Below are 25,955 nucleotides of genomic sequence, written 5' to 3' on the forward strand. Positions count from 1 at the left end.
CAATAGTATAGGAATGGCAAAAAATGAAAGTGGCAAAAATATGTTTTTTATAGAGAGTTTTTAAGGGTTGAGTGTATTATTATAAAGGTTATAGACTCTATTTTAGTCTTTAAATGAAACTTAAATTGTCACAAAATTGGCACACTTTTATTAAAGCCTTTTACAGACTCCTATAATAGGCACTTTAAAGGAATAACACTAAATCTGTTACCTACACTTGTAATATTTGTCAACTTATATTAATTATTATCTTATGGCTTTAAAATTTTAAAGATAGCCTATATATTGATGATATGAATTTCGACTCATCGTAAATCTTGCAACTATTACCCATTTCATTAAAAAACTCTCTATTAAGCTGATAGGGGCATTGTATTCCAAAATATCTAGAAACCAGAAAGAAAAATAGAAAATTCTAGGAGCAATCATCAAGGCAAAGAGCTACTGAGAAGCATGGCCGGGAGAGAGGGATTCGAACCCCCGGAGGTGTTACCCTCAACGGTTTTCAAGACCGCCGCTTTCGACCACTCAGCCATCTCCCGCACTACAAACAATATCAAATAATCACTGGAGGCGACACCCAGATTCGAACTGGGGAATCAAGGCTTTGCAGGCCCACGCCTTACCACTTGGCTATGTCGCCCTCTAAAATAATGGTGCCCAAGGCCGGACTTGAACCGGCACGGACACAATGTCCGAGGGATTTTAAGTCCCTTGTGTCTACCATTCCACCACTCGGGCATAAAACTTTCTAAAAACACAATCTACCTCATTGAATCTTTGGAAAGTTTTGATGATTTTTGGAGCGGGAGACGGGGATCGAACCCGCGGCCCCAACCTTGGCAAGGTTGTGCTCTACCACTGAGCTACTCCCGCTTAAAAATTTGAATCTGGAACAACTAAAGAATCGGGATTCTAGCATAAAAATTCTTAAAGAAATATTATACAAAAAAATAAAAATATACTTATTGATTCTTTTTTGCTTTCAAGAAGAAAGAGAGTAGGCAAGGAATAACAAAAATTGTAATAACAGTTGAAAATCCCAATCCACCAAGAATCACAGCACCAAGTCCACGATAAATTTCACTTCCAGCACCTGGTGCAACAACCAAAGGCAACATTCCAAATAAAGAAGTCAAAGTACTCATATAAATAGGGCGAATCCTTACGCGTACCGCATCAATAATGCCCTCTTTAACTGCCATTCCATATAGTCGCACATTATGCAAAGACTGATAAACAATCAAAATCGCATTATTGACAACAATCCCTACCAGAATAATAAAGCCAAGCATTGTTAAGACATCAAGAGATTGTGGCACAAGAAAATAATTTACAAGCCAAATTCCTAACACACCTCCTGCAACCGCTAAAGGAACGGTAAATAATATAATTAATGGATAAATAAAATGTTCATATAAAGCTGCCATCAAGAGATAAATAATCAACACGGCAAGCAAAAATCCATATTGCAAAGCAAGGCGAATCTTTGTCAGTTTATCCGCATTTCCGCTTAAATGAATCTGGTTATCACCTAAGGCATTCTCCGCCTTTAAAGAATCTAGCACTTCTGTTTGAATAATCTCCATTGCTTGTTCTAATGGTATATGCTCTGGAGGAGACACGATCAATGTAATTGTACGGTTGCGTTCAAAATGCCGAATTTCAGAAGTTCCATATTCCAAACGTTGCATAGAGAGGCTGGAAATAGGGACAATACCGCCATCAGGTGTGTAAATGGAAGCATTATACAATTCCTCTGGGCTTTTTAGAATCTCTGAATGTGCCTTAAGAATCAAATCAATACTTTGTCGCCCTTCTTCTTTATATTCAGAAATTTTACGCCCATCCATCAGCACATCTAAAGCGATTCCGAACTCTTTTGCACTCAAACCAACAGCTTTCAATCGCTCACTAATCGGATAAAAATTAATCTCTGGATACAAGACTTCAAGGCTTGGAGTTGCACGAATCTGCGTTCCTTCTCCTAAAAATTTCTGGATATTCTCTTGCAATACCTGTGCAGTTGTGATGATAGATTCTAAATTGTAACCACTAATATCCACATCAATTTCTCGTCCTCCACCACCTCTTGCAAATACACCCGGCTGACTCACAGAGCCACTCATACCTGGAATATTCGCCATACTTTCACGCAATAAAGGAATTAATGTAGCCGGACGACTAGGGTCACTACTACGAACAGTAAAACGCATCGTGCTTTCACTTCCAATAAAATAAAGTTGGCTGATGGCAGGGATTGTTGCATTTCCCTCAAAGCCTTCTTTTTCGAAATAATCCTTTGTGTAATCAAAAATCATTCTTCCTACATTCAAACGTTCTTCATAAGAAGTGCCAGGCGGTGGATTCAACCTTGCAACAAGTAAGTTTTGATTACCCTTAGGCAAATATTCCATTTTAGGAAAAAGCAAATAACTCAAAATACAAGAAAAAAGTGTGAATGCAACAATAGTTAATAAACGCGAAAAAAGATTCTTCATTGCTAATCGTACAAAAAACATAATCATCTCTACAAGCATATTTCCAAAAGATATGATTTTATCAGAAATAATTTTACCGATTGTTTTTGATTTTTCTTTTTTATTTTTTATTTTATCCAGCATCAGAAGTGTTTGATAACTTAATGTTGGAATCACAATAATAGAAACAAACAGCGAGAAGCATACTGCTGCACTTGCAGTAATCGCAATATCCCTAAAAAGTTGTCCTGCTTCATCTTTTATTGTAATCACAGGAATAAAAATAGCAATAGTAGTGAGAACAGAGGCAATTAATCCTCCCAACACTTCTTTTGTACCATCTCGCACAGCTTCCAAAGAATTTTTACCTAAACTTTTATGTCTCTCAATATTTTCAAGTACAACAATCGCTGAATCAACAAGCATACCCACCGCAAAAGAAACCCCCGCCATAGAAATTACATTCAGGGTGCGTCCCAAAGATGCCATCACCATAAATGTGCCAAAGATACTCAAAGGCATTGCGATAGCAATTGTTAAAGTAGAAGTCAATGAACGTAAAAAAACAAATAAAACCAAACAAGCAAGAATTGCACCCGTCAAGATATTACTTTGAACAAGATTAATTGCCTCAACAATATAATCTCTCTGGTCACTCATCCATTCCAGATAAAGCCCATTGTTCTTTAAAATCCCATTATTAAGTTTATGGAAAACCTCTTCAACAGCATTTGTCAACTCAAGTGTATTTGCATCGCTTGTCGGTTTAATACCCACACCAAGACTTGTTTGAAAATTATGCAAAGTTACAGTACTAGGACTCTCAAAACCAGCACGAACAATCGCAATATCACTGATTTTAATGCGTCGACGTCCATCGCCCCAAACAATTGTTTCAGCGACAGCCTCTGGTGTCTTATATTCTGCTACGCTACGAACACGATACGCCTTTTGCCCATAGTTCATTGTTCCAGCTGCAATATTGATATTTGCATTCTCAAGGGCATTGATTACATCTGAAATTCTTAAATCATAGGCTGCAAGTTTTTGAGAATCAAGGATAATATGCATCTCACGGTCTTCACCACCGGGCATATCTACTTCTGCAACACCCGGAATACGTTCAAAGTAGGCGGCAATTTCTTCATTAAAAAAAGTGCGGTACTCACGCACATTTTCATCAGAATTAATCGTTTTTAATATCATATAAACAACAGCTTCAACATCTTCTCCTGTTGCACGAATAATTGGGCGGTCGATATCATCAGGATAGCCCTTCACTTCGCTAAGTTTATTGCTTACATCCAACATTGCTTGATTTAAAGGTGTAGAGATAGAGAATTCTAAAGTTAAACGTCCACTACCATTGCGCGAACGCGACTCCATACTCTCCAAACCATCTAAACCTTTTAAGACATTCTCTTGCCGTTCAATAATTTCGCGTTCAATTTCATAAGGAGTTGCACCGCTCCAACTTGTAGAAATGCTGATGATAGGACGCGTTACCTTAGGAGTAAGTTGATAAGGCATTGTCATTAATGCCATAAAACCGAATAATACAAGCAATATCATACCCACAATCACAACAACAGGACGGCGAATATATTCTTCAATCATTTAACATTCTTGCTAATAAAATTTTGGATATTTAAACTGCTCAATAATCTCTTCTGTTGCTCTTTGCAACCCCACAAAAACTGCTCTTGAAATAATGCTATGCCCTATATTTAATTCTTGAATTTCAGCAATTGAAATAATCGGTTTCAAATTTTCTTTATTCAATCCATGCCCCGCTGCAACAAACAAGCCAATATCCTTTGCCTCCCTAGCCATTTGTGCAAGATTTTTAATTTCTTGCGTTAAAAGCGTATGCAACTCTTGTCGCGATAGTTCAAACTCCCTAATGCTATGTTTTGTTAAGGCAAGATTGCTGTGTAGCATCAAAAAAAGATTAGCGTATCGTCCTGTGTGAAACTCAACCTTTGGACACTGAATTTGCTTGGCTAATTGCAACATCTCTGAATGTGGGTCAATAAACAATGAAGGTAGAATATCGGCTTGCTTAATTATTTGAATAATTTTTGCAATTTGGTCTGTTTTAACCTTAAGATTTAAGCCACCCTCTGTCGTAATTTCCTCTCTTTTTTCAGGGACAAGTGTGATAGAGTGTGGACGTAAAGAACAAAGATATTCTATGATATCTGGCTGAATTGAAGATTCTACGTTGACGGGCAGAGGGGAACATTCAATAATTTTTGCAACATCAACATCATCAATATGTCGCCTATCTTCACGCAAATGAATTGTGATTTGATTAGCACCTGCATTCCTTAAGTACGCTATAGCTTCAAGTGGTTCTGGCTCATTGATTCTCCTTGCCTCCCTTAAAGTTGCGATATGGTCGATATTCACACCCAAACGCATAGTTCCCCTTTCAGTTTTGTAAACTTGCCATATCAATCACATAACGGAATTTTGCCTTTCCATTCGTGAGATTCTCATACGCCTGGTTAATATCATTTACTCCAATAATTTCTGTCTCTGGATAAATCCTGTGCTTTAAAGAAAAATCAAGCATTTCTTGTGTCTCTTTCATTCCACCAATCAAAGAACCATAAACCTTTTTACCTGCGGCAAAAACAAGACGCGTTAAATCAATATGAGTTTTAAGCTCCACTGGCGGAAGTCCAACAATCGCCATTTCACCACCAAATTCTAGTAAATCAATGTAGCTATTCACATCATAGCCTGTTGGAATGGTAGAAATAAGAAAATTGAAACGTTCCTTGCATTCTTGTGTGCTTACATAAAGTGCTTTTGCACCAAGCTGAATTGCCTCATCTCTTTTTTTGTCATTGCGTGCAAAAACACTCACTTCAGCACCCATCTGTAACGCATATTTCATCGCCATCACACCAAGTCCTCCAAATCCTGCAACGGCAACTTTATCGCCCTTTTTAACTCCGCTGAATTTTAAAGGAGAATAGGTTGTAATCCCTGCACAAAGCAAAGGAGCAACTTTCTCCAAAGGTGCATTTTGGGGAACATTCACAGCAAATTTTTCATGGACCACAATATTATTAGAATAACCGCCATAAGTTGGTTCATTATCATGAAAACAATCTTTACAATCATAGGTAAAAATTGTTTTTGCATTCTGACAAAATTGCTCCTGACTTCTCTTACAAGCCTCGCATTCACCACAACTATTCACCATACAACCCACGCCCGCATAATCACCAACTTTAAATTTACTCACCTGACTACCCACTGCAACAACTTTTCCTGCAATCTCGTGTCCTGGCACCATTGGATAAATACCCTGACGCCATTCACTACGTGCAGAATGGATATCACTATGACAAATTCCAGCAAATAAAATTTCAATCAAAATATCATTTTCACCCAAGGCATGACGCGAAAATAAAAATGGCTTAAAAGTGTCGTTTTTATGGTTAACAGCGTAGCCTTTTGCGGTGATTCTTCTCCCTTCTTTTACTTCTTGTAAATTATCCTGCAATAACATTTTAGCTCCTTTTGGGTTTTTTGAAAATTATACAAAATCATCACTAAGAATGCAAGAATTAGTATCCGAGTACCCACTTACATTGAGTCTTGATGGTTTATTTTAAAGGCATATAAATCACGATTTTCAATTTGCAATTCTTTGATATGTTGCTCTAATTTATTTAGATTTTCCTTCAATAATTGATTCTCAACATTTAAACGATCAATTAAAGTTGCATTTTCACTTGACTCTATCTCAAGCTCCTCCTTTTCTTGAATTAACTGTTGTAACTCCTCTTGAACAGCCTGCTTTGCTTTTTGTGCAAAATCTTCTAATTCTTCTTTTGCTTTTTCTTTGTAAAGATTAAATTCATTCACTTTTTCACTCAAACTACCTCTTAAACTTGATATAGTTTGCTCCATCTTAGCAATTTGTTCATACAATTTTTTATATTCCTTTTCTTTTAAAGTCAATTCTTCTTTAAGATTTGCAATTTGTGTTTCTTTTTTCGAAATTTCAAGAATATCGCGTGCGATAAGCATACTTGCAAGATTTAAAGTATCCTCATCGCGATATTTCTGTTTCACCAAATCAAGAGATTCTTTCAAGCTCAACCCCTCATCAATCTGTGTACGAATATAAGTATATGCCTCTTTCGCATTCTCTTTTGCTTTTTGCAATCGCATATGGAATTTTTCTAATTCTTTAGCATTATAATATTCAAAGCCCTTTTCAAAATACTCATCAAAAGAATCTTCTAACTGCATTCTGAATTGCGTTGTTGATGCCTGCATTAACTTTTGCTCTAAAGATTCTACCGCTAAAGAATCTCTTGTTTTTGCTTTTTGTGCCCTTAATTCTTCTTTTGCCTTTTCTTTGATGGCTAATCGATTTTGCTTTGCTTGCACAATATCTGCCGCTGCAACAATATTGTCAATACTTGCACCAACACCGGTTACATAAGTATATAAAAATTGACAATGGGGTAATTTTTGTGCGATTTCTAAACATAAACCACTCAAAATAAAATTAATATCGCGACTATTTTTGATACCATCTTTCAAATTATAGGCATTTCTTGCCGTATAAATACCTATACGTTCACCCTCGTCAAAATAACCTCGACGACTATAATTTAAGATTAATTCAAAACCCTGAATCCTCCTAAAATCTAAGAAGGAACGTGTCGTGCAATGAAAGAAAATATCTTGCAATATCTCTTGACACTCAGAATCACATTCTTGCATATCAAAACGCAATGTCGCAATTTCTACTTCCTGCATAGAAGTTAACCCCCGACCCTTCAAAGCAGTCGCAAGACGAAAATCAAATTGTGCAATATCTTGTTTAAAAATCTGTGCCAACCTTTCTAAAATATCGGCAGCTTGTTGCTTTGTCTCATAAATACTATTTGTTTCCTCCCATGTAAGATGATATTTTTCAAAAAACTCTTCATATTCTTGATTATCACCATTCCAAAACACCCTCAAAGCAGAAATGGGTGTTTGCCACAAGTCAATCAAACGCACAGATTCTTCAGATTCTCTACTAATGTTAATACGAATAGTATTCATCATTTTCCTTATTGAAGCATTATTTGTTTCTAATTCTTTTAGAACAATTATACTCACAAAATCTTAATTAGCAACTTGCTATAATTCTACATCTAACGCTCGAATAATTCCAAAAAAGACTTCCGTATTATCCATAACGCCCTTAAAATATTCACTTCCAACGCCATCAGCCATCAAAATCACATCATCTGCTGCATGCACTTCCTCCAATTCTGATTCTGGAATATTACCCTTATACTCTTCACCATTTGAATGAGGATTTGCAATATATTTATGTCCTTCCCTTTTAGTTGGGCTAACAGGAATCTCACGCAAATGATAATTTGCCTTGTAATCAGGGTGGTTTGCATATTGCACAGCTAAGGTTACCTCTGGGTTTGGATTGTCTGGGTATCCATCTCCATTTTTATCCTCAAAAGTTGGAAAAACAGCACGACCATAAACCCTTACCGCCTCACGTCCGGTCTTGCCATCCTTTTCATGATATGTTCCAGTAATACTAGCCCCATGTGCATGGTCAGCTACGACAATCACAAGCGTATTTTTATCATTTTTTGCAAATTCCATTGCCTTAGCAACAGCTTTATCTAATTCAATTGTATCATATGTCGCACGTTGCCAGTCCATATTATGTAACTGTTTATCAATGCTTGCAGCTTCAACAAGCAAAAAAAACCCGTTTGGGCTTTGGCTTAATTTCTGCAGTGCAATTTCTGTCATTTCAACTAAACTAGGTTGATTATCAAAATCTTTTAACACTTTATCATTTTTGAGAATCTCTCTATCCAGAAAAACATTTAGATTACCATAATGAAAAAATCCGGCTAATTTATCTGAATACTTACTTTTAGATAATAATTCTTTTTGATTAAAAACAACATTATAACCCTTATCTTTAAGTTCCTGAATCAAATTGCGTTCATCGTCACGTCTGGAATTTGCTTGACTTTTTGGGATAAAATATCTAAGCCCACCACCTAACAAAACATCAGGAGCAGATTCCAATAAATCAAGAGCAATACGATTTGAATTAAACCTTTGCCTTGTATGGGAAATAAACGCTGCTGGAGTCGCATCTGTAACACTTGCAGTTGTAACAATCCCTATCTGCATTTTCTTAGAACGTTTAAGAATTTCGGTTAAGTTCTCAACTTTTGGATCATCAAATGGATCTTTTGTCGCGTTTTCATATATGCCAATAGCACCAACAACACTCTTATGCCCCGTCGCATACGCTGAAGCACTATTAGCTGAATCTGTAGTTAGAGAATCATAACCTGAAGTCGTGATTAAAGCCATTCTATCAAGATTCTCCATTGCTAACACATCTTTATATTTACCCTCAACAATCCCTTTAGAAAGAATTCTAGCCATTTGCTTAGCCTGCAAACTCATACCATCGCCAATCAATAAAATAACATTTTTTGCATTCTTAGAGATTTGTGGTTGCACAACTTCATAATGAACAAGCGACTCTACCTGTCCACTTTGTGCTTTAATGACAAATTCACCTTCTTTTTCAAAAGAAACCTCGTTAATGCGGTAGGATAAAATACCATTTTCCTCCCAAATATACGGAGTTTTCCGAAAAAATTCTTCCGCTTTTACTCCATTAATACTAACTGCTAATGGGTTTTTAGGAGCATTTTTCATTTCAACTAAAAAATCAAACTTTTGCCCAACTAGGAATTTAGCTTGATTGATAGGTAAAATCCGCATTTCCCATGCAAAACACAAACCACCAAACACACAAAATGCAAAGATTATTCTCAACATTGATTGCCTCCTGCTGAATCATAATCGAAAATTATAAGGGTATTTTGTAAATTTCTATTATGGTTTTTTGTTAAGTTTTTGTCAAAATTCCATTCCAAAAAATTTGCCATAATCGCTTATCTTCAAGATTTAATAGAGTAGAATTTGCAAAAATATCATCTCCTTATAGGGTATAGTTTAGCGATTTTTACGATTCTTATTTGGGGTAGCAATTTATATCTACAAAAGCCTTGTTAGCTAATTTTTATGTAGATGAAATTCTCTTCATACATTTTTAATTGCTATTATCTGCCTTTCTAGAATTTTACTCCTATTTGCATTTACTGGATTAAGCGGTAGTTATTTATAGAAAATATTGCCCTAAATTACAACCACTTCAAATGTAACATTGCTTGGTATATTCTATGCTAAAAGACTAAAAAATTCTTAAGATTCGTCTTTGCCTTCACTAGGGCAATGCTCGTCATTTTAATGAGAATTTCTCTTTTGGGGTTTATCTACTTGGGGATTTGCTTTGTATTCTTGCTAGTTTTGTTCTGGATTTAAGGGAAATCATCCCATTACCATTACGCACATAATTTTTTCTGTATAGTATCGCATTCACATCATTGGTTATCCCATATAAAATCGGTTATCATTTAATTTTATAAATATTAAATGATAAAAAATAATAACTAAGTTAAGCGAGGCTAAATTTGTCAAAAGGCGTTTCAATAAGAGAAAGACCGAAATGCTTTAGGGAATTATACCTAAAAATCAAAACTCTAATAATAGAATTTGGATTAATGTTTCCAGTGCATAGAAAATCTTTTAAATCTCATTTTTCTAGGGATTTTTGCATCTGCATTATGTTGTTTGTCTTGGAATGCCTGCTTAAAAATATTGAGGATTTTAGGATAAGTGTGCTTATATCTTATTCCTATTGTTGGGATTTTTATGGCATACATTACATTTCAAGAACCTATTAATATCTATTTAGTTTGAGGTAGAATTTTTATATTGATCAGATTATTTTTAAGCAAAAAATAAGATTAAAAAATAGTAATATTACAACATTGCTTGACAAACTTGCCTATGAGGTTTAAAATTCTATATATCGACTAAAGGAAATTATCTTGTGGTTTGAATGGATATTAGTTATTATCTTTGGGCTTTGCTTTGGCTCTTTTGCAAATGTAATCATTACGCGCGTTCCACATCGCCAAAGCATTTTCTGTCCTCCTTCACACTGTGAAAAATGCCAAACATCTCTGCAACCTCATCACCTTATCCCCCTTTTTTCTTATCTTTTACTTTTCGGACGTTGTGCATTTTGTCATCAACGTATTTCTTGGATTTACCCTTTTACAGAATGCTGTATTATGATTTTAGCCTGTATTTCTTTTTATTTTTATAGTTTTTCAGTCAATACAATTTTAATTTTTTTATTTTTTACATCTTTCTTTATCGCCACCCTCATTGACGCATTCCATCAAGAAGTTCATGCCGAAATTTTATTTTTTGTCTTATTGCTTTCATGTATTTTTTTATATTTCAATTCTGAATTCTTTTTAAATTCTCTAATAGAACCTTTGGCTATTATTGGCTTTATTTGTTTACTTAGTATCTTTTTGCAAGCTATTTTGCATAAAAAAGTTATAGGTGAGGGGGATATTGTTGTCCTGGCCGCCACTGCTATACTTATTAATAATTTATATTTATTTAATCTAATTTTACTGTCTAGCTCTTGTTTGGCTCTTATTTGGTTACTCATAAAAAAACAGCAAAAAATTGCCCTGCTCCCCTTCTTGTTTTTTCCAACCTTTTATTTATTTTTTGGGCAATCTCAATGAGAATCGTTAATAATTTTATTCTTATCAACTTAGCAAAAATTTTCTTTCCCATATTTTTTGTAATATTTTTTATCTCCTCTGTTATTTTATTTATTCGCGTTGCAAGCGTAACAGCTGTTATAAAAATGAGTTTTTTAGAATTTTTTGAACTTTATTTCTATACATTACCTGTTATGTTATTTTTCGCCCTACCTATCACATTCTTTGTTGCAGCAGTAATAACTCTTTCACGTCTTTCTCAAGAATATGAATTGCCTGTACTATTTTCCTTAGGGCTTTCATCGCACTATCTTTTGCGATTTTTCTTTCCTTTATCTCTTATACTTTCTGCCACACTTTTTATCTTTTCCTTTATTCTTATTCCAGCTTCAAATCAATTTTACCAACAATTTTTGAATGAAAAAAGAAAAAATATTGATATTAACTTAAAGCCATCAGAATTTTCACAAAAACTAGGCTCTTGGCTCGTCTATATTAATTCTTTTGAAAATAATCGCTATGGAGAAGTGGTTTTATTTTCTAAACAAAGTTTGCAGGGAGAAGTTTTTATTGTCGCTGATAGTGCTGAACTCATCAATAACCATTCTATTTTTGAAATCAGTGTTTCTAATGGAAGTGCATATTTAGGTAAAGAAAAAATGATTGAACGAATTGATTATGAAAAACTCATTACGCGTTTAAATATCTCAACAAATTATCAACACAATAGCATTTGGGATTATTGGGCGAGTATGAATAATGCATATATTGAAAGAGATACACTTGAAAATGACCGCAAAGCCAGGGAAGGTGCAAAAGTTTTGCGTAATTTTGCAACATATATTCTTGTTTCTCTATTTCCAATATTATCCATTCCTCTCATCCCTTTATTTGGTGTAATGCACCCACGTTTTATGCATCCCTATACATACTTTTTTATTATTTTTTCAGTTGCTTTCTTTTATGGTTGTGTCCATATCGTTTCAACATATTTCCCTATACATGGAATTCTTCCAACAATTTTCTTATGGAGCATTGGAAGTTATTTATTATTTCGCCAATTCATCGCAAGGTTTTTTTAATTGGCAGAAGTTCGATTGAAAGCGATCATACAATATGACGGCAGTGCTTTTTATGGTTCACAATTTCAAAAGCATCATCAAAGCGTTTTAGGTAATCTCCAAAAAGCTTTTAAGAGTGCGGGGGTTTTTGGAAAAATTCAAGCCGCTAGCCGAACAGACAAAGGCGTACATGCACTAGGGAATGTTCTTAGTGTTACATCACCCTACATTCCATCTTGCCTTACCAGCTTAAAATCAGAATTAAATAAAAAAATTGCTCCTTTTATTTATATTCAATCTCTAGATATTGTTGAGCCTAACTTTAACCCCCGTTTTAAAGTGAAAGAGCGATTTTATCGCTATATCATTAGCCCACCACCACTTTCGCCCTTTACATCTCGCTATACATTTTTCTACCACATCCAGTCTTTTCAGACAATGAAATTAGGCCTGAATCTCTTTAATGGGGAACACGATTTTTATTTATTTTCAAAATCTACGCCCTCTCTTTGCACAACAAGAAAACTTGAGACACAACTTTATACCCATAAAAATCACACAATTTTTTGTTTTAAATCTCAAGGTTTTTTGCATTCTCAAATTCGTTTCATTATGGGAGCATTGATTCTACTTGACCAAAACAAACTTACCCAAGAACATATTATAGAGCAACTCCAAACAAAACGTACACATTCAAGATTCTTAGCTCCACCACAAGGTTTGTATCTCGCAAGGATTGTTTATGAAAAAAACTAGGGTATTGATTTCCATCACAAGAGCTATATTTCATAGCGATGATTTTTATCAATCATCCATTTTGTGATTTATTCTTACAAAACAAGAATCACAACCTCACAAGCAACAATCACCAAACAAACAGGAAGAGCAACCCCACCCATAAATATTACCCATACCCAAAAACCCCTTACAGGCAAAAGTTGACTATTGTCTTAACAAAAAGCCAACATTTACTTCCTGTGTAAAAGCACATTTCTGGCATCTAATCTTCATCAATCTCCCTTTTGGGTTTAAATGTAGGAATATCAAGCACTAGAAGGTTTAGTCCCTTTCTAGAATAACTAATTCCACACACCAAATCAAGTCTTATTACCCCTAATAAACTCTATCTTCACTTGTGCACTGACTATCTATTTCTCACTTGTTACTTTCTTAGAGCTAACAACTATAAGTTGTGATGAATTCAAAAGGGTGTGGTCGTGCTTCCCACGGCCAAATTTCTGTCTCAAATTTAAATGCCTTATAAGTCTGAATAAATTCTTCCGAAAAAACGCCACCTTGCTTAAGATATTCTTTATCTAGCAACATTTCCTCAATAGCCGATCTAAGCGTATGTGGAAGTTGCTTAATACCTTTTTCTCGAATTTCATCAAGTGTTAATTCGAATAAATTAATATTCATAGGTGCACCTGGGTCAATCTTATTCTTAATGCCATCAAGCCCTGCCATCAAAAGGCTGGAAAATGCTAAATAAGGGTTAGCAGAACTATCAGGAAAACGAAACTCCATTCGTTTTGCTTTCTCGCCACTGTTGTACGGAATACGAATACTTGCACTGCGATTTTGAGCAGAATAACTTAAAATACTCGGTGCTTCGAATCCGGGAATTAGCCTTTTGTAAGAATTTGTAGAAGCATTTGTAAATGCAGCAACACTTCTTGCATGCTTTAATACACCACCCAAATAATGCAAAGCCATCGAACTCAAACCCTCATATTCATCACCTGCAAAAAGATTTCTACCTCCTTTCCAAATACTAGTGTGCACATGCATTCCGTTTCCATTATCTCCATAAAGAGGCTTGGGCATAAAAGTCGCAGTCTTACCATTCAAGTGTGCAACCATTTTCACAACATACTTTAGTTTCTGAACATTATCTGCTGCTTCTAACATATCTCCAAACTTTACACCAATTTCACCCTGCCCTTGTGCAACCTCATGATGAACAATAAAAGTTTCCAAACCAACTTGCTCTAAAACTTGCACCATCTCCGCACGAATATCCATCAGAGAATCGACAGGCGGAACAGGAAAATAACCACCCTTTGTACCTGGACGATGCCCAATATTTGAGCCTTTGCCCAACATATCCACCTCATAAGATGTGGAACGATTCCATTCTCCTTCCTCTGTGTCAACCTCATAATATTGGCAGTTAATCTCATCTTTCATCTTAATGGAGTCAAAAATAAAAAACTCATTTTCAGGACCAAAATAAGCAACATCACCGATTCCACTTTCTTGAATATATTTCATCGCACGTTTTACAATACTACGCGGACACTTCTCATAAGGCTCATCTTTATAAATATCCCAAATATCACAAAAAACAACAGCGGTTGTATCAGCAGTAAATGGATCAATAAAATAACGCACTGGGTCTGGGATAAGGATCATATCTGACTTATCGACAGGTTGCCAAAAAGGAAAAGAGCTACCATCAAAAGCAATCCCTTCAAAACTACCCTCATCAATCGCCGAAAAACTAAAAGAAACATGATGCCAAATTCCTTTAATATCTGTAAAACGAAAATCTACAAATCTAACCTCATGCTCCTTGCAAAAAGCAAAAAATTCCGCCACTGCCTTCTTATCAATTTCATGTTTTTTCATTAAAATAATCCTTGTTCTAATGTTAGATTCTATGGGTTTATTGTATCACAAAACATGCAACAATGTAAAACTTTATGCTCTTCAGAATAAAATAAGAATTATTGAGTATAATTCTCTCCGTCTTAATTTCTGACTATTTACGCGGAAGTGGCGAAACTGGCAGACGCACTAGACTTAGGATCTAGCGCCGCAAGGCATGGAGGTTCAAGTCCTCTCTTCCGCACCATCACTCTTGTTCTATCTCGTAGTCAATCAAAATGACTCCCTCTTTTTCATTGACACCCTTTTGACGCACACCCGGTATCTCAAATGAAAGCAAATCCCACCCTTTTGCACTTGTTACTAAAAATTTTCTCGCAACAAGGTGCAAAAAATAACCTCGGTAAGCTTTTGCATAATGGCTCAGTTTTTTTCCATTCTTATAAAAAACAGGGCAATAAATCTTACCTTTAGGTTGATAAAGTTTTTTATAAAAATCAGCTCTTAAATCCAAAATATCCTCTTTTTCGCACCAATTATCCAATTCTTCCGCAAACTGTGCATAATATTCCTTAAGATTTCCAATAAATTTCCCTTGTTGAAGGCGATAATAAGGAATAAAATCCCCACCTTTTAGGGGACCAAAAAGGTTCGAAAAAATAACGACACGTTCAAGTAATAGATTCTGAATATCTTTCATCTGATTTTCAAAATCCAAATATTCATATGCCACACCACTATAAAGCCGAATAGCCTCAATAACTGGTGAATCTAGTAAATTTTGTGACAATTTTAAAACATCAAGGTCAATTTCTTTATAGCCAAATAATTCTAAAATTTCACTCTCTTGTGCTGTCTTCAGAAAATCCATGTATTGGCGAATGATTTGCTCACGCAACTCTTTATTACTCCCAAGAAAGGTAAAACTTTGAAAATCCAAACAACATTTTGTTTTTGTTTTATAATCTAAAAAAAACTTACCCTCACTTGGGCTAAAAAGTACAATCATTCTATTTCTCCTGTATTAGAGTATTGAAAATGAGGTACTTCAATAATTAAAGAAGATTTTGCAAAAAAATAAAAATAAATAAGATAAAAAATTGCACCAACGCCAAAGCAAGATAATCCCATTAAAAAATAACCAATATGGAATAATTTTTTAGTTATATAAAGCCTTTCATCTTGTTTATCTAAAGAGTAGCCACTATGGTGTAAAAAATTCTCTAAATTTTTATAATATTCTCCTTCAGAGGAGCATTGTGCAAACACTGACAATTGAAGTTTTATTTGTTGCCTATTGCGTTCCCGCAAACGACGCTCATAAAAAATAGCATAAATTCCCAAAAAAAATGAGATAGGAATAATTATAAAAAACATTTATCCCTCCTTTTTCAGTTGTTTCTTTAAAAGATTCTCCAATTTTTGGCAATCACCTTGATGTGCTGCCGAAAAAGCACTTGAAATTAATCTGGTCGATTCTGTGCTCCATTCAAGCCTATATCCACAGAATTCAACAAGCTCTGATAAAAAAATGCGAAAAACCCTACCGTTACCCTCCCTAAATGGATGTAGGGCATATAAATCTGCTGCAAAAAAAGTTATTTTTCGTATAAATTCTTCTTGGTTAGAATCCTTAAAAAAATCATCATTTTTTAATATTCCAAACAGAACAACTGCCTCCTTTGGCAACAAAGAACCCATACAAAAAACATCATCACCTTTTCCAAACTGCCCTAATAAATCCATCTCATAGCGATCTTTTCCAGCCCAATGATAAACATCACGAAACAATGCAAAATGGATTTGTTTAAGGTATTGATAGCTAAAATCTGCCACCACAGGCTGCATCCTAAAAGCCAATTCCCGTTTCAATGTCAATGCTTTCTCTTTTTGCTGAAGTTCAATAAGGCTTGATACTTGAAATGTACAAGTTCGTAACAAATCTTGAGTAAAAGAATTATCTTTCGCACAAAACAAAGGTTGCAAAATTAAAAGATAATTCTGCAATTTTTGATTTTGCATAAAAGCCTCTAATCGCCTAGTAATAACAGCTTGAAGTACGCTCGGGGTACGCACAATATCAACCATCTCACGAATATCTTGTGCACTCGCATAAAGTCCATCAATAGCGTGATTAACAATCACTAACCGCAAGAGATTAAATTCCTCTTGCAACAGAGTATATTCTTTTAGTAATGATAGACTCTCTTTTAGACTATAACAATCCTGCATTTATGCCCCAAACACAAATTAAATACGCTATTTTTTAGAATCTCTCTCCTTAATAAACTCGCGCACCATGGAATACGCTTCGTCTTTCAGTGCTAATTTTTTCTTTTTGAGGGTCTCTAAAGCATAGCTATCCATTGGGGTTCTCCCCTCTTCAGCATCCTTAATTTGCTGGTCTAAATCATTATGCTCATCAAAAATTTTCGCAAAATGCGCATCTTTTTGTTTTAGCTCACTAATTTCATCGCGATATTCATGCAACATTATTTCTCCTTTAATTGAATTCATGACCTCATTATAACAAAAAAATATAAATCGTAGTTGATTTCCACAAATTGATAGAATAAACAATGGCACTTGGGTATTTTTGAAACTTAATACAAAAATCTTATTATTTATTTAAATTTTTTACTTTTAGAAATCTTATACAAACAGGACATTCTTTCTTCAAAATAAAATTTATTCAAACTTAAACATTCTTTCTTGTCCACTTTATAAAAAATATGATTTTTTAAATACCGTTTAATCAAATCACGCGAAACAGAACGTTCCCTTGCATATTTATCCAAAATATAAAAGGGAATCTTAATAGGTTTTTGAACAAACCGATTCGCCAACATTTCATATAAACTTGCTCTAGCATTGTAACAAAAGCGTCCAAAAACAAAGGGTAAACGATGACGTTTAAACCATTCCTCCCCCAAATCAATATGCTCCTTCCCTTGAGAATAATACTGCAAAGCACGATCACCAATCAAAACGCGTCCCTTTACCCCTAAAACTTCTAGAAGTGCATTGGAAGTTGCGGATTGATAGTCTTTGCCTTCCTCATCAGGAATCGCAATCACACTCAAAACCGATCCTCTGGCGACAATCCCAGCCTTTGTAACCTTTTTTCCTTTACCTGCAATTGCAGAGATAAAAGAAGCCTCGATGCGTCGCCGCTTAAATTCTTGATTCAAGCGGCTAGGATAACTTTTTCGACACTCCATAAACTTCTTTGAAGCATTCATTAAGGGCTGTTTTTTAATAAAAACATCGAAGGGCAAGAGATTGATATAATCAATTCTACCTATTTTCATATCGATCCTTATAACCTCTGAAAATGTTACATATTCCTTTAAGTCCTCAATCTCAAACAACACTTAAGTTAGAAACTTCCACCAGCAACTTGCCTTTTATTTGGATTATCAGCAGCTCTTGCAATCAAACATTGCAATAAAGCCTCTGCATCATTGTTATCATCAACCTTACGACCAACCCATCTTTTAAGCTGTGCAATCGTTCTTTTTTCGGCTTTAGGTGCAGAATATTTCTCTTCTAACGCAGAACAATTTGCCATCAAAGAGAAAGGTACTACTAGAAAAAAAACTAAACATATTTTATTCATACTTCCTCCTAAAACTTCACATTATACATTAGCATAAATACTTCATTCGTACGGTCAACAGGCAATGCACCCCCGAATGGTAACCCATTATTAGAATATTTATTATGAATATTCGTATAACTTGCCCTCAAAAATTGATAAAAATCAAGTTGATAAATTAGATAAATATCATGCACATTTCCACGTGTATTTCTAAAATCTAATGGATCATTAATGCTAGCACGACTGAGTGCATACCAATATTGACTCCCATGGAAAAATTCATAACCCAATTTAAAATCAAAAGGTAAATCATATCTTGCACCTACATGAACTGCGTACGCACTTTCTTCGTTAAATCTTAAAGCATTCGCAACGGCTTGTGCTTGTGCCATTTCAGCACCACCCAAACCAGAAGAAACGATCTGGTCTAGTTGCTCCCTACCGCCTACTGCACCATTTGTTATTTTACGTACAACATCATCTTGATTTGCAGCAGAACCCTTAAAAAATCCACCCGCAATAAACCAATTCAGTGGCAACCCAAAGAAACGATTATTCTCAAAATATGCATTTGCAACTTGTGCATTACCCAAATTTACAGGACCTAAATTTAAAGCCCCTGTCTCGATAGGTAATGTATGATTTAAAATCTGCACATAACTTAGAATTGCAAGGTTATCCCCCATAAATCCAAGTGGTAACTTACCCTCTGCCCCCACAAACAACAAATCTGCATCATTATCTTTTTGATTAAAGGTAAAATAATTTCCACCACTATTTCCACCTTGATAAATCTTAGAATAACCAACTCTAAAGGCTAATGCTGATGTATCAAAATATTTCGGTGCATAAGTAAATACAAGTGCATCGCCTAATACGTTCACAAGCAACGCCGGATAAGTCGACATCCTTGCAGAATTATTACGTAAATTACTTCCTGGTCCGTCTGTTCCTGGTTGCCGTCCAATTGTCGCTGTTAAGCCCTCAAGAATCATATAGTCTACAAAAGCTCTCTCTAAATACACAACAGGTCCGCTCTCAAACCCCCTGCCTGCTTCAAGCTCTGATGGGAGTCCATTCCACCCCATATCTCCCCAACTTTTTGCAATCGATAATCTTCCGGTAAAATTTAAACGTTCTGTTCTTGCAGCCATATTTAAATGCACTTCACTAGCAATTTTTCCGTTATTATGGTAGGCAGTATCTTTGTCTTTAAAATTCAAATTTGAAGCACTTGTTGAAACCTCTAAACCAAATTTAACCTTGTTTAGTGTAGAAGAAAGCTCATTTTGGTCAATTCTCTCTTCCATTTCTCCTAATGAATCCTGCATACTCTCAATTTTTTTCTTAAGATCTGCAATTTGTGCATCTCTAGGGTCAGCACCATACAATAAGGTTGCAAATACCATAGGCAACGCAAAATATCTTTTAAAAGCCATCTACACTCCTTGTTCTTAAAAATCAGCCTACATTATAACATTTTTTAATCACGATTACCATAAACAGAATGATTATACTTTTGTAGGATTAAAATCCTTTGGAAGCATATCTGGCATAAATTCAACAATCCGGTTGCGTCCACCCTCCTTTGCTCGGTAGAGTGCAATATCTGCATATTTAATCGCCAATGCAATACTTTGTGCTTTATTAGGGAACAAACAGATTCCTATACTAAGCGTCTTGCCAAATTTTTCACCATTATCGCTCTCAAAAATAATCTCTTCAAAATGTTTCTTAATGTTTTGTGCTACATGCATAGAACCTTCTTTATTAGAGTTAAACAATAAGATTAAAAACTCTTCACCACCATAACGCACTGCTATATCACTCTCACGAATATTTTGCGTAAAAACTCGTGCTAATTCAACAAGCACCTTATCGCCAATATTATGCCCATAAGTATCATTCACTTTCTTGAAAAAATCAATATCCACCATCAAAACACCATAACTAACATTAATGCGTTTAGCTTGAGAAGTTGCAGAAGCACTATATTCTTCTAAAAAGGTACGATTATAGAGTTGTGTCAATGGATCCTTGCGTGAATTCTCCTTTAATATATCTGTCAAATAACGTGCCTGTAATGATGCTCTTGCAGCATCAAAATAGTTGCAAAATGTGGTCAAATGCTGTATAAAATCCTCTTGCACACTAGAATCTTCGAAAATAAAAATCAAATTCCAACGAATTTTATTTGAAATTTCAAATAAACCAATAATACAAGATTCTGTGGGAGAAATTGACTCTTTAAAAAATTTAGTTACGCCATATTCAGATTCATAAAGTAACTGCTTACTGCTTATCGATTTTTTATTTATAATTTGCTGATATTTTTCAAAAATTCCCACTGCGTTCAAAGGATGCACTAACCGTTGCTTCTCGCCTATAATTTCAATAATTATAAATTCATAAATATGAAACTGGTTAAATAGGGAAATAATCATTTGCTCTATATCATTACGGTCATCAAGATGCTCAATACCTTTTTTAAACTCATATAAGTCAACAAGATCGCTCATCACTTCCTCAATACGTTCCAACAGGCTCTGACTATAATATTCTTTTTTATAATTGATAAGAATCGGGATTCTTGCTTCAATACTTTTTGCAATGGTAGACACACCTTCATTTATTCCATTAATCCAATGTGCAATATCACCCACCTCATCTTGCAGTTTAGTCTGAATACGTTTTTCATAAAACCCTTTTTGTGTATCTAAAACAATTTCTTGCAAATCGTCATAAAATTTACGATAAGGTGCAAAAAGTTGCCGTAAAATAAAAAGGGTAGCACCAATAAAAAATAAAACTAAAAAAATAACTAGCACAATCATCTCTAACCACTGCGAACGGATTTCACTCACATCAAATTCAACAGAGATAACAAATTGTACCTCATTAGATTCTGAAAGGTGTGGCAAACTTACACTCACATAAATTTGAGAAAAATGTTCAATGACTCGACTTTGTCGCTTCTTTGTCGCAAAAACCTTTTTAAGGAGTGGGTTTTTATCTTTTTCTTCAATCGTATCAATCCAAATACCCCTTATTTTAGGGTTTTCTAAAAGACGATTTAAGTATTCTTGTAATTGAATATTTGTGGAAGCATTCAACTCTTTGTGAACAATCTCTGCTATTGTAAACGCACTTTGTTTAGCATTTCGTATGCCTACTTCCCGGATACTCAATGCAATGGTTGTTAAAACAAAAAAACTAAACAAAACTAAAGTGGTAATGAGAATGAAAAAGAATTTATACCCAACTTTTTTAAACACTCATTCTCCTTTTAAGGCCTATTCTACTGTTACACTTTTCGCCAAATTGCGGGGCATATCCACATCATTTCCCAATCGTATAGAAACCTCCAAAGCAAAAAGCTGCAATGCCACCATCATTTCAAAAAATTCTTCCATATAGCTTTCTCTTTGTTCCAACAAAAGCATATCATCAGCCAAATCAAATTCTGTAGCACTCATCACACAAATTGTTGCATCTCTTGCAGCCAACTCTTCAACATTGCTTTTGATTTTTTCATACAATAAATGTTGTGGCATTAATGCAATGGTAAATAACTCACTATCAGCAAGAGCAATTGGGCCATGCTTCATTTCTCCGCTAGGATAGCCCTCCGCATGAAGATAGCTAATCTCCTTTAACTTTAATGCACCCTCTAAAGCTAAAGGATAAAAAATATCCCGACCAATAAAAAAGAATCCATGCCCGTGTAAGTAACGTTTACAAATTCGACGCAAACGATCATGTAAGTGTTCATTCACCTCTGTAGCTTGCACAGATTTAATCATAGAAGTAATTTGTGCCTTACTTTGCTGAGAACCTAACACACCTCTTTTTTGCCCCATAGAACACGCAAGAAGCCATAACACCATCACCTGCGTTGCAAACGCTTTAGTGCTTGCCACACCTTTTTCAATTCCTGCTCGCGTAAGAATGCTGACTTCTGCTTCTCGGACAATAGAACTATTATCAACATTACAAATAGCTAGACTTTTTAATCCTGCCTGTCTGGCTTGTCTCAATGCCTCCAAAGTATCAGCCGTCTCACCACTTTGAGAAATCACAACAAAAAGCTCATTGCATCCAAAAATAGGTTCTCTATACCGCAATTCACTTGCAATTGCAACATTACATTTGATTTTTGCCAATCGTTCAAATAAATAACTCGCCACAAGCGCCGCATGATAACTTGTCCCACAAGCACAAAGAACAATATGTTCAATACCCTCAAAAAAAGAAGGGTTTAGCTCTTCAAAATGAATGCTATCGCCCTGAATTCTGCCCATCATTGTTTCTAGCAAAACCTTATGTTGCTCATAAATTTCTTTTTCCATAAAGTAACGATAACCCTCTTTTTGGGCGTAAAGCTTATTCATATTAAAAGGGCGAACAAAAGGTAATTCATCAAATTTTTGCTGGTCCATCACACCTATACTTCCATCTTCTAAATAACAAACATTTTGCACAAATCCAATCAATGGGGCATCAGAAGAAGAAAAATAAACACCATCTTTACCCTTACCAATAATCAAAGGAGAACCCTTTTTCGCATAAAAAATCTGCCCTTCTGCCTGTTTTGTAATTAATAAAATTGCATAAGCTCCTTGCAAATTCTGAATAGTTGCTTTAAAGGCTTCCAAAGGTTCTTTGTGTTGACTAAGTAACTCTTCAAAAAGTCGAACAATCACTTCTGTATCTGTTTGAGAGCGAAAAACATTACCTTTTTTTTCTAAATCTTTTTTAATATCTTTATAATTCTCAATAATCCCATTATGTACAACACTTGAAAATTCTGCTGTATGCGGATGTGCATTTGCTTCTGTTGGTTTACCATGTGTCGCCCATCTTGTATGCCCAATACCCGCACCAAAACCGATAGACTCAAAATCTTTAGAACAATTTTCAAGATTAACAAGCTTTCCCACAGAGCGAAAAATTTGCAAATCCTGCCCTTTTAAAACAGCAATTCCTGCCGAATCATACCCTCTATATTCAAGTTCTTTCAAACCACTTAATAAAAAATTTCTTTTCTCTTTTTCACCGATATATCCAACAATGCCACACATGCAAAACTCCTAAAAAATTTTGCCATTATGGCAAAAAATTGCTTTATTTTGATTAATTTTAGCAATTTTTCCATAAATTGAAGGAATTAACCATAGAATGCTATAATAGCCGAAAAAATCTTGGGGATTTCATTGCAATGCAAAAGTTTCTTTTTGTTATCAGCTTTTTTATTGTTAACTTATGTCCCACGCCATTGTGTGCGTTGAATATTCAAGAAGCCATTTCTCTTGCTCTCACCAAAAGCCACACACTAAAAGAACAAGAGTACCTCCTAGAAGAAGTTGAATATAATCTTAAAATTGCTGAAGGTCAGCTATATTATCCGACCCTTGATGCAAATATACAAGTTCAAAATACAGAAGATTCAAATTCTATCAGAGGTGGCAATATTGCTACATTGCAATTGCGTTATAATTTATTTAATGGCTTTGCAGATATAAATAATTTAGAAAGTCAGACTTCCCTTTTAAATGTCCAACAGTACACATTGAAAGCGACAAAGCAAGATTTGATTTTAGCAATCAAAACTGCTTATATCCAGCTTTTACAACAAAAACACCAACTAATTGTGGCAGAAGAATCCGTTAAACTCTTAGAGCAACAACATAAAGAGACTGCAGAATTTTATCGCGTAGGCATCGTACCCAAAAATGATGTCCTCAAGGTTGAAGTGCAGTTAAGCAACGCAAAACAAAACCTTCTTTCTGCAAAAAGCACTCTCACTTATATGCAAAAGGACTTGGAACGTTATATTGGTGAAAAGTTCCACATTAATGACTTAGAAGAAGTACGTTTTCATCTCTCCATTAAAACTTTTGAATCTTTGCAAGATATTATGCTCTATTCTCGTTCAGAACTCAAAGCATTAGAACAACAACTAGAGTCCAAAAGATATATCATAGAAGGTGCTAAAAGCGATTATTATCCTAGCATAGATATTGTTGGTGAACAAAGTTTTTCCCAGAAAAATACCAATACACAAAGCCAAACGAGTGCAAAATTAGAAATATCAATGAACCTATTTAGCGGTTTTTCTACAACCAATGATATTCAAGCTAAACGTTCTAATATGCTTTCTCTTAACTCACAAATTGCTGCACTCAAAGAAGAATTAGACTTGCAACTTTTGAGTGCTTATGAATCCTACACGCTCGCAATCAGTGCTTATGATGTTGCCAAAGAAGCTTTAGAACAGGCGGAAGAAAACTACCGCATTGCCTCTAATCGCTACAAAGAAAGAATCGAAACGACAAGCAACTTTTTAGATGCGGAACTCTTGCTTACACAAGCAAAAACTAATCTTTTAATTAACCGATACGGAATCTCTCAAGCTATCGCAAGAATTATTCGCATCACTGAATTAGAAGAAAAATAAACAGCAATGTGAAAAATTATGCAAAATCTAATAAAAAATCACATAAAAATCCTAAACTACTCGAGGCGTAAAACTTTTATTTTTGCCACAGCACGTAACTTATCAAAATACCCCTTAATCACAGTATTTTCTCTCTCCATCATAATACGTGCAAAAATATCTCTTTTTGCTTCCTCAAAAGGAATTTGCACCCCACCACTTTTAGAGCTAACCAAAAAGGTCGCATATTCACCGCCAATATTAAAAATGGGTGTAAAACTCCCTACATTCACATTCATCAATAAAGCCGTCAATTGAGGATTAAGTTTAGCAGTTTCTACAACTTCAGGAGCACTCAACACACCATCTGGTGCAACTGGAATACTACTGATAGAACGTTTTGCATTCACGAGCTGTTCTAAAAGTGGCTGAGAACTTGCTGAATATCGCACAATGGAAATATGCGTTGGAACAATAAAATCATTATGATGTTGGTCATAATAACTTTTTAGTTCACTTTCGTCAGCAAGCTCAATATTTTCTGTAACAATCATTGAATAAAGTTTTTTCTGTAAAACACGTTTTTTAACTTCATCGCGATAATGAGAATACGCAACACCTCTTGCTAAAATTATACTTTTTAGCTGGTCGACACTTTGGTTTGATCTTTGTGCAATCCTTTGTAATTCTTCATCAATTTCAATCTCTGTAATCTGGATATTAAATTTCTTAGCTTCCTCTTCGTGTAATTTTTCGCTAATTAAAAGCTCCATTGCCTCCTCACGGCTAACCTTTGCACCCTGCATAACTTGATAAAGTTGAAATAAAGTTACAGGCTCATTATTAACAAAAAAAGCAATTCCATTGACAAAATTTGCAGCAGACAATCCACAACATAAGCATAAATTTAGCAAAAATAACCGCATTCTATTCCTTAAAGTCTTGAATTCTTCAGTCATTATTATAACAAATTTTGTATTCAAAATACGATTTCTTCTACCTTCACCAATGTTTATTTGATTTTATTCATACTTAAAATTTTTATGAATAAAATAGCACGATACAACACAAAGGAATTTAGAATGAATCTACATAAAG

20 protein-coding genes and 5 tRNA genes are annotated in these 25,955 nt (G+C 34.9%); 5 read left to right on the forward strand and 20 right to left on the reverse strand.

What is annotated here, in order from left to right; all coding sequences use genetic code 11:
- Positions 1-454: 454 nt before the first annotated feature.
- From CCZ01_RS06875 to CCZ01_RS06915, 9 genes are all read right to left on the reverse strand, one after another.
- Positions 455-542, reverse strand: a tRNA-Ser gene (locus tag CCZ01_RS06875).
- Between the two features lie 26 nt (positions 543-568).
- A tRNA-Cys gene (locus CCZ01_RS06880) sits at positions 569-643 on the reverse strand.
- A gap of 11 nt (positions 644-654) precedes the next feature.
- Positions 655-741 (reverse strand) — tRNA-Leu (locus tag CCZ01_RS06885).
- A gap of 60 nt (positions 742-801) precedes the next feature.
- A tRNA-Gly gene (locus tag CCZ01_RS06890) sits at positions 802-876 on the reverse strand.
- Between the two features lie 89 nt (positions 877-965).
- Positions 966-4,097, reverse strand: coding sequence for an efflux RND transporter permease subunit (locus CCZ01_RS06895; RefSeq protein WP_112052487.1), 3,132 nt, complete (start codon positions 4,095-4,097; stop codon positions 966-968).
- Between the two features lie 12 nt (positions 4,098-4,109).
- Positions 4,110-4,904: a pyridoxine 5'-phosphate synthase gene (locus CCZ01_RS06900; protein WP_112052488.1), complete on the reverse strand. Its 795-nt coding sequence runs from the start codon at positions 4,902-4,904 to the stop codon at positions 4,110-4,112.
- Positions 4,905-4,914: 10 nt separating this feature from the next.
- Entirely contained in the window at positions 4,915-6,006 is a 1,092-nt protein-coding gene (locus CCZ01_RS06905) for an NAD(P)-dependent alcohol dehydrogenase (protein ID WP_112052489.1), read from the reverse strand.
- 77 nt (positions 6,007-6,083) lie between these two features.
- Positions 6,084-7,565, reverse strand: a complete 1,482-nt coding sequence (locus CCZ01_RS06910) for a coiled-coil domain-containing protein (protein WP_146745228.1) — start codon at positions 7,563-7,565, stop codon at positions 6,084-6,086.
- Positions 7,566-7,640: 75 nt separating this feature from the next.
- Positions 7,641-9,338, reverse strand: coding sequence for an alkaline phosphatase (locus CCZ01_RS06915; protein WP_112052491.1), 1,698 nt, complete (start codon positions 9,336-9,338; stop codon positions 7,641-7,643).
- A gap of 1,115 nt (positions 9,339-10,453) precedes the next feature.
- Here CCZ01_RS06915 and CCZ01_RS06920 point away from each other — a divergent pair.
- From CCZ01_RS06920 to truA, 3 genes are read left to right on the forward strand one after another with little or no spacing between them, the layout of a single operon-like run.
- Complete coding sequence (locus CCZ01_RS06920; protein ID WP_112052492.1) at positions 10,454-11,170, forward strand: prepilin peptidase; 717 nt, start codon at positions 10,454-10,456, stop codon at positions 11,168-11,170.
- Complete coding sequence (locus tag CCZ01_RS06925; RefSeq protein ID WP_112052493.1) at positions 11,167-12,231, forward strand: LptF/LptG family permease; 1,065 nt, start codon at positions 11,167-11,169, stop codon at positions 12,229-12,231. Before CCZ01_RS06920 ends, CCZ01_RS06925 begins: the two co-directional genes overlap by 4 nt.
- A complete protein-coding gene (gene truA / locus CCZ01_RS06930) occupies positions 12,232-12,966 on the forward strand; it encodes a tRNA pseudouridine(38-40) synthase TruA (protein ID WP_112052494.1) in 735 nt (244 codons plus the stop codon).
- Between the two features lie 420 nt (positions 12,967-13,386).
- Here truA and glnA read toward each other — a convergent pair whose 3' ends face one another.
- Positions 13,387-14,841 (reverse strand): type I glutamate--ammonia ligase, encoded by a 1,455-nt coding sequence (gene glnA, locus CCZ01_RS06935; RefSeq protein WP_112052495.1) that lies wholly within the window; start codon positions 14,839-14,841, stop codon positions 13,387-13,389.
- Positions 14,842-14,982: 141 nt separating this feature from the next.
- Between glnA and CCZ01_RS06940 the strand changes: the two genes are divergently transcribed.
- A tRNA-Leu gene (locus tag CCZ01_RS06940) sits at positions 14,983-15,067 on the forward strand.
- Here CCZ01_RS06940 and yaaA read toward each other — a convergent pair.
- The 9 genes from yaaA to glmS form a co-directional block, all read right to left on the reverse strand.
- A complete protein-coding gene (gene yaaA, locus CCZ01_RS06945; RefSeq protein WP_112052496.1) occupies positions 15,068-15,829 on the reverse strand; it encodes a peroxide stress protein YaaA in 762 nt (253 codons plus the stop codon).
- On the reverse strand, positions 15,826-16,197 hold the full coding sequence (locus CCZ01_RS06950; protein ID WP_112052497.1) for a hypothetical protein: 372 nt from the start codon (positions 16,195-16,197) through the stop codon (positions 15,826-15,828). Before CCZ01_RS06950 ends, yaaA begins: the two co-directional genes overlap by 4 nt.
- Positions 16,198-17,052, reverse strand: coding sequence for a Fic/DOC family protein (locus CCZ01_RS06955; protein ID WP_112052498.1), 855 nt, complete (start codon positions 17,050-17,052; stop codon positions 16,198-16,200).
- A 27-nt stretch (positions 17,053-17,079) separates the two neighbouring features.
- Positions 17,080-17,313, reverse strand: a complete 234-nt coding sequence (locus CCZ01_RS06960) for a YdcH family protein (protein ID WP_112052499.1) — start codon at positions 17,311-17,313, stop codon at positions 17,080-17,082.
- A 131-nt stretch (positions 17,314-17,444) separates the two neighbouring features.
- Complete coding sequence (locus tag CCZ01_RS06965; protein ID WP_112052500.1) at positions 17,445-18,131, reverse strand: MqnA/MqnD/SBP family protein; 687 nt, start codon at positions 18,129-18,131, stop codon at positions 17,445-17,447.
- A gap of 68 nt (positions 18,132-18,199) precedes the next feature.
- Positions 18,200-18,439 carry a hypothetical protein gene (locus CCZ01_RS06970; RefSeq protein WP_112052501.1) on the reverse strand — a complete coding sequence of 80 codons (240 nt, stop codon included), beginning with the start codon at positions 18,437-18,439 and terminating at the stop codon, positions 18,200-18,202.
- Between the two features lie 8 nt (positions 18,440-18,447).
- Positions 18,448-19,860 (reverse strand): DUF3373 family protein, encoded by a 1,413-nt coding sequence (locus tag CCZ01_RS06975; protein WP_112052502.1) that lies wholly within the window; start codon positions 19,858-19,860, stop codon positions 18,448-18,450.
- A gap of 72 nt (positions 19,861-19,932) precedes the next feature.
- Positions 19,933-21,696: a GGDEF domain-containing protein gene (locus CCZ01_RS06980; RefSeq protein ID WP_112052503.1), complete on the reverse strand. Its 1,764-nt coding sequence runs from the start codon at positions 21,694-21,696 to the stop codon at positions 19,933-19,935.
- An 18-nt stretch (positions 21,697-21,714) separates the two neighbouring features.
- The gene (glmS, locus tag CCZ01_RS06985) at positions 21,715-23,502 is read right to left on the reverse strand and encodes a glutamine--fructose-6-phosphate transaminase (isomerizing) (protein ID WP_112052504.1); all 1,788 of its coding nucleotides are present in this window, start codon (positions 23,500-23,502) and stop codon (positions 21,715-21,717) included.
- A gap of 137 nt (positions 23,503-23,639) precedes the next feature.
- On the opposite strand from glmS, the gene CCZ01_RS06990 reads away from it, so the two are divergent.
- Positions 23,640-24,878 (forward strand): TolC family protein, encoded by a 1,239-nt coding sequence (locus CCZ01_RS06990; RefSeq protein WP_112052505.1) that lies wholly within the window; start codon positions 23,640-23,642, stop codon positions 24,876-24,878.
- Between the two features lie 56 nt (positions 24,879-24,934).
- On the opposite strand, the gene CCZ01_RS06995 is transcribed toward CCZ01_RS06990, so the two are convergent.
- Positions 24,935-25,783, reverse strand: a complete 849-nt coding sequence (locus CCZ01_RS06995) for a peptidylprolyl isomerase (protein ID WP_181566356.1) — start codon at positions 25,781-25,783, stop codon at positions 24,935-24,937.
- Positions 25,784-25,955 lie beyond the last annotated feature (172 nt).

It is taken from the genome of Helicobacter monodelphidis, from assembly GCF_003288845.1.
In the GTDB taxonomy this organism is placed as follows: domain Bacteria; phylum Campylobacterota; class Campylobacteria; order Campylobacterales; family Helicobacteraceae; genus NHYN01.

Bases quoted from the DNA above. Each gene is read 5' to 3' on its own strand.
- CCZ01_RS06900 (WP_112052488.1), bottom strand. From the start codon at position 4,904: ATGCGTTTGGGTGTGAATATCGACCATATCGCAACTTTAAGGGAGGCA.
- CCZ01_RS06895 (WP_112052487.1), bottom strand. From the start codon at position 4,097: ATGATTGAAGAATATATTCGCCGTCCTGTTGTTGTGATTGTGGGTATG.
- CCZ01_RS06970 (WP_112052501.1), bottom strand. From the start codon at position 18,439: ATGAATAAAATATGTTTAGTTTTTTTTCTAGTAGTACCTTTCTCTTTG.
- CCZ01_RS06905 (WP_112052489.1), bottom strand. From the start codon at position 6,006: ATGTTATTGCAGGATAATTTACAAGAAGTAAAAGAAGGGAGAAGAATC.
- CCZ01_RS06965 (WP_112052500.1), bottom strand. From the start codon at position 18,131: ATGAAAATAGGTAGAATTGATTATATCAATCTCTTGCCCTTCGATGTT.
- CCZ01_RS06915 (WP_112052491.1), bottom strand. From the start codon at position 9,338: ATGTTGAGAATAATCTTTGCATTTTGTGTGTTTGGTGGTTTGTGTTTT.
- glmS (WP_112052504.1), bottom strand. From the start codon at position 23,502: ATGTGTGGCATTGTTGGATATATCGGTGAAAAAGAGAAAAGAAATTTT.
- CCZ01_RS06990 (WP_112052505.1), top strand. From the start codon at position 23,640: ATGCAAAAGTTTCTTTTTGTTATCAGCTTTTTTATTGTTAACTTATGT.
- CCZ01_RS06950 (WP_112052497.1), bottom strand. From the start codon at position 16,197: ATGTTTTTTATAATTATTCCTATCTCATTTTTTTTGGGAATTTATGCT.
- CCZ01_RS06925 (WP_112052493.1), top strand. From the start codon at position 11,167: ATGAGAATCGTTAATAATTTTATTCTTATCAACTTAGCAAAAATTTTC.
- CCZ01_RS06975 (WP_112052502.1), bottom strand. From the start codon at position 19,860: ATGGCTTTTAAAAGATATTTTGCGTTGCCTATGGTATTTGCAACCTTA.
- CCZ01_RS06960 (WP_112052499.1), bottom strand. From the start codon at position 17,313: ATGTTGCATGAATATCGCGATGAAATTAGTGAGCTAAAACAAAAAGAT.
- glnA (WP_112052495.1), bottom strand. From the start codon at position 14,841: ATGAAAAAACATGAAATTGATAAGAAGGCAGTGGCGGAATTTTTTGCT.
- yaaA (WP_112052496.1), bottom strand. From the start codon at position 15,829: ATGATTGTACTTTTTAGCCCAAGTGAGGGTAAGTTTTTTTTAGATTAT.
- CCZ01_RS06955 (WP_112052498.1), bottom strand. From the start codon at position 17,052: ATGCAGGATTGTTATAGTCTAAAAGAGAGTCTATCATTACTAAAAGAA.
- CCZ01_RS06910 (WP_146745228.1), bottom strand. From the start codon at position 7,565: ATGATGAATACTATTCGTATTAACATTAGTAGAGAATCTGAAGAATCT.
- CCZ01_RS06995 (WP_181566356.1), bottom strand. From the start codon at position 25,783: ATGCGGTTATTTTTGCTAAATTTATGCTTATGTTGTGGATTGTCTGCT.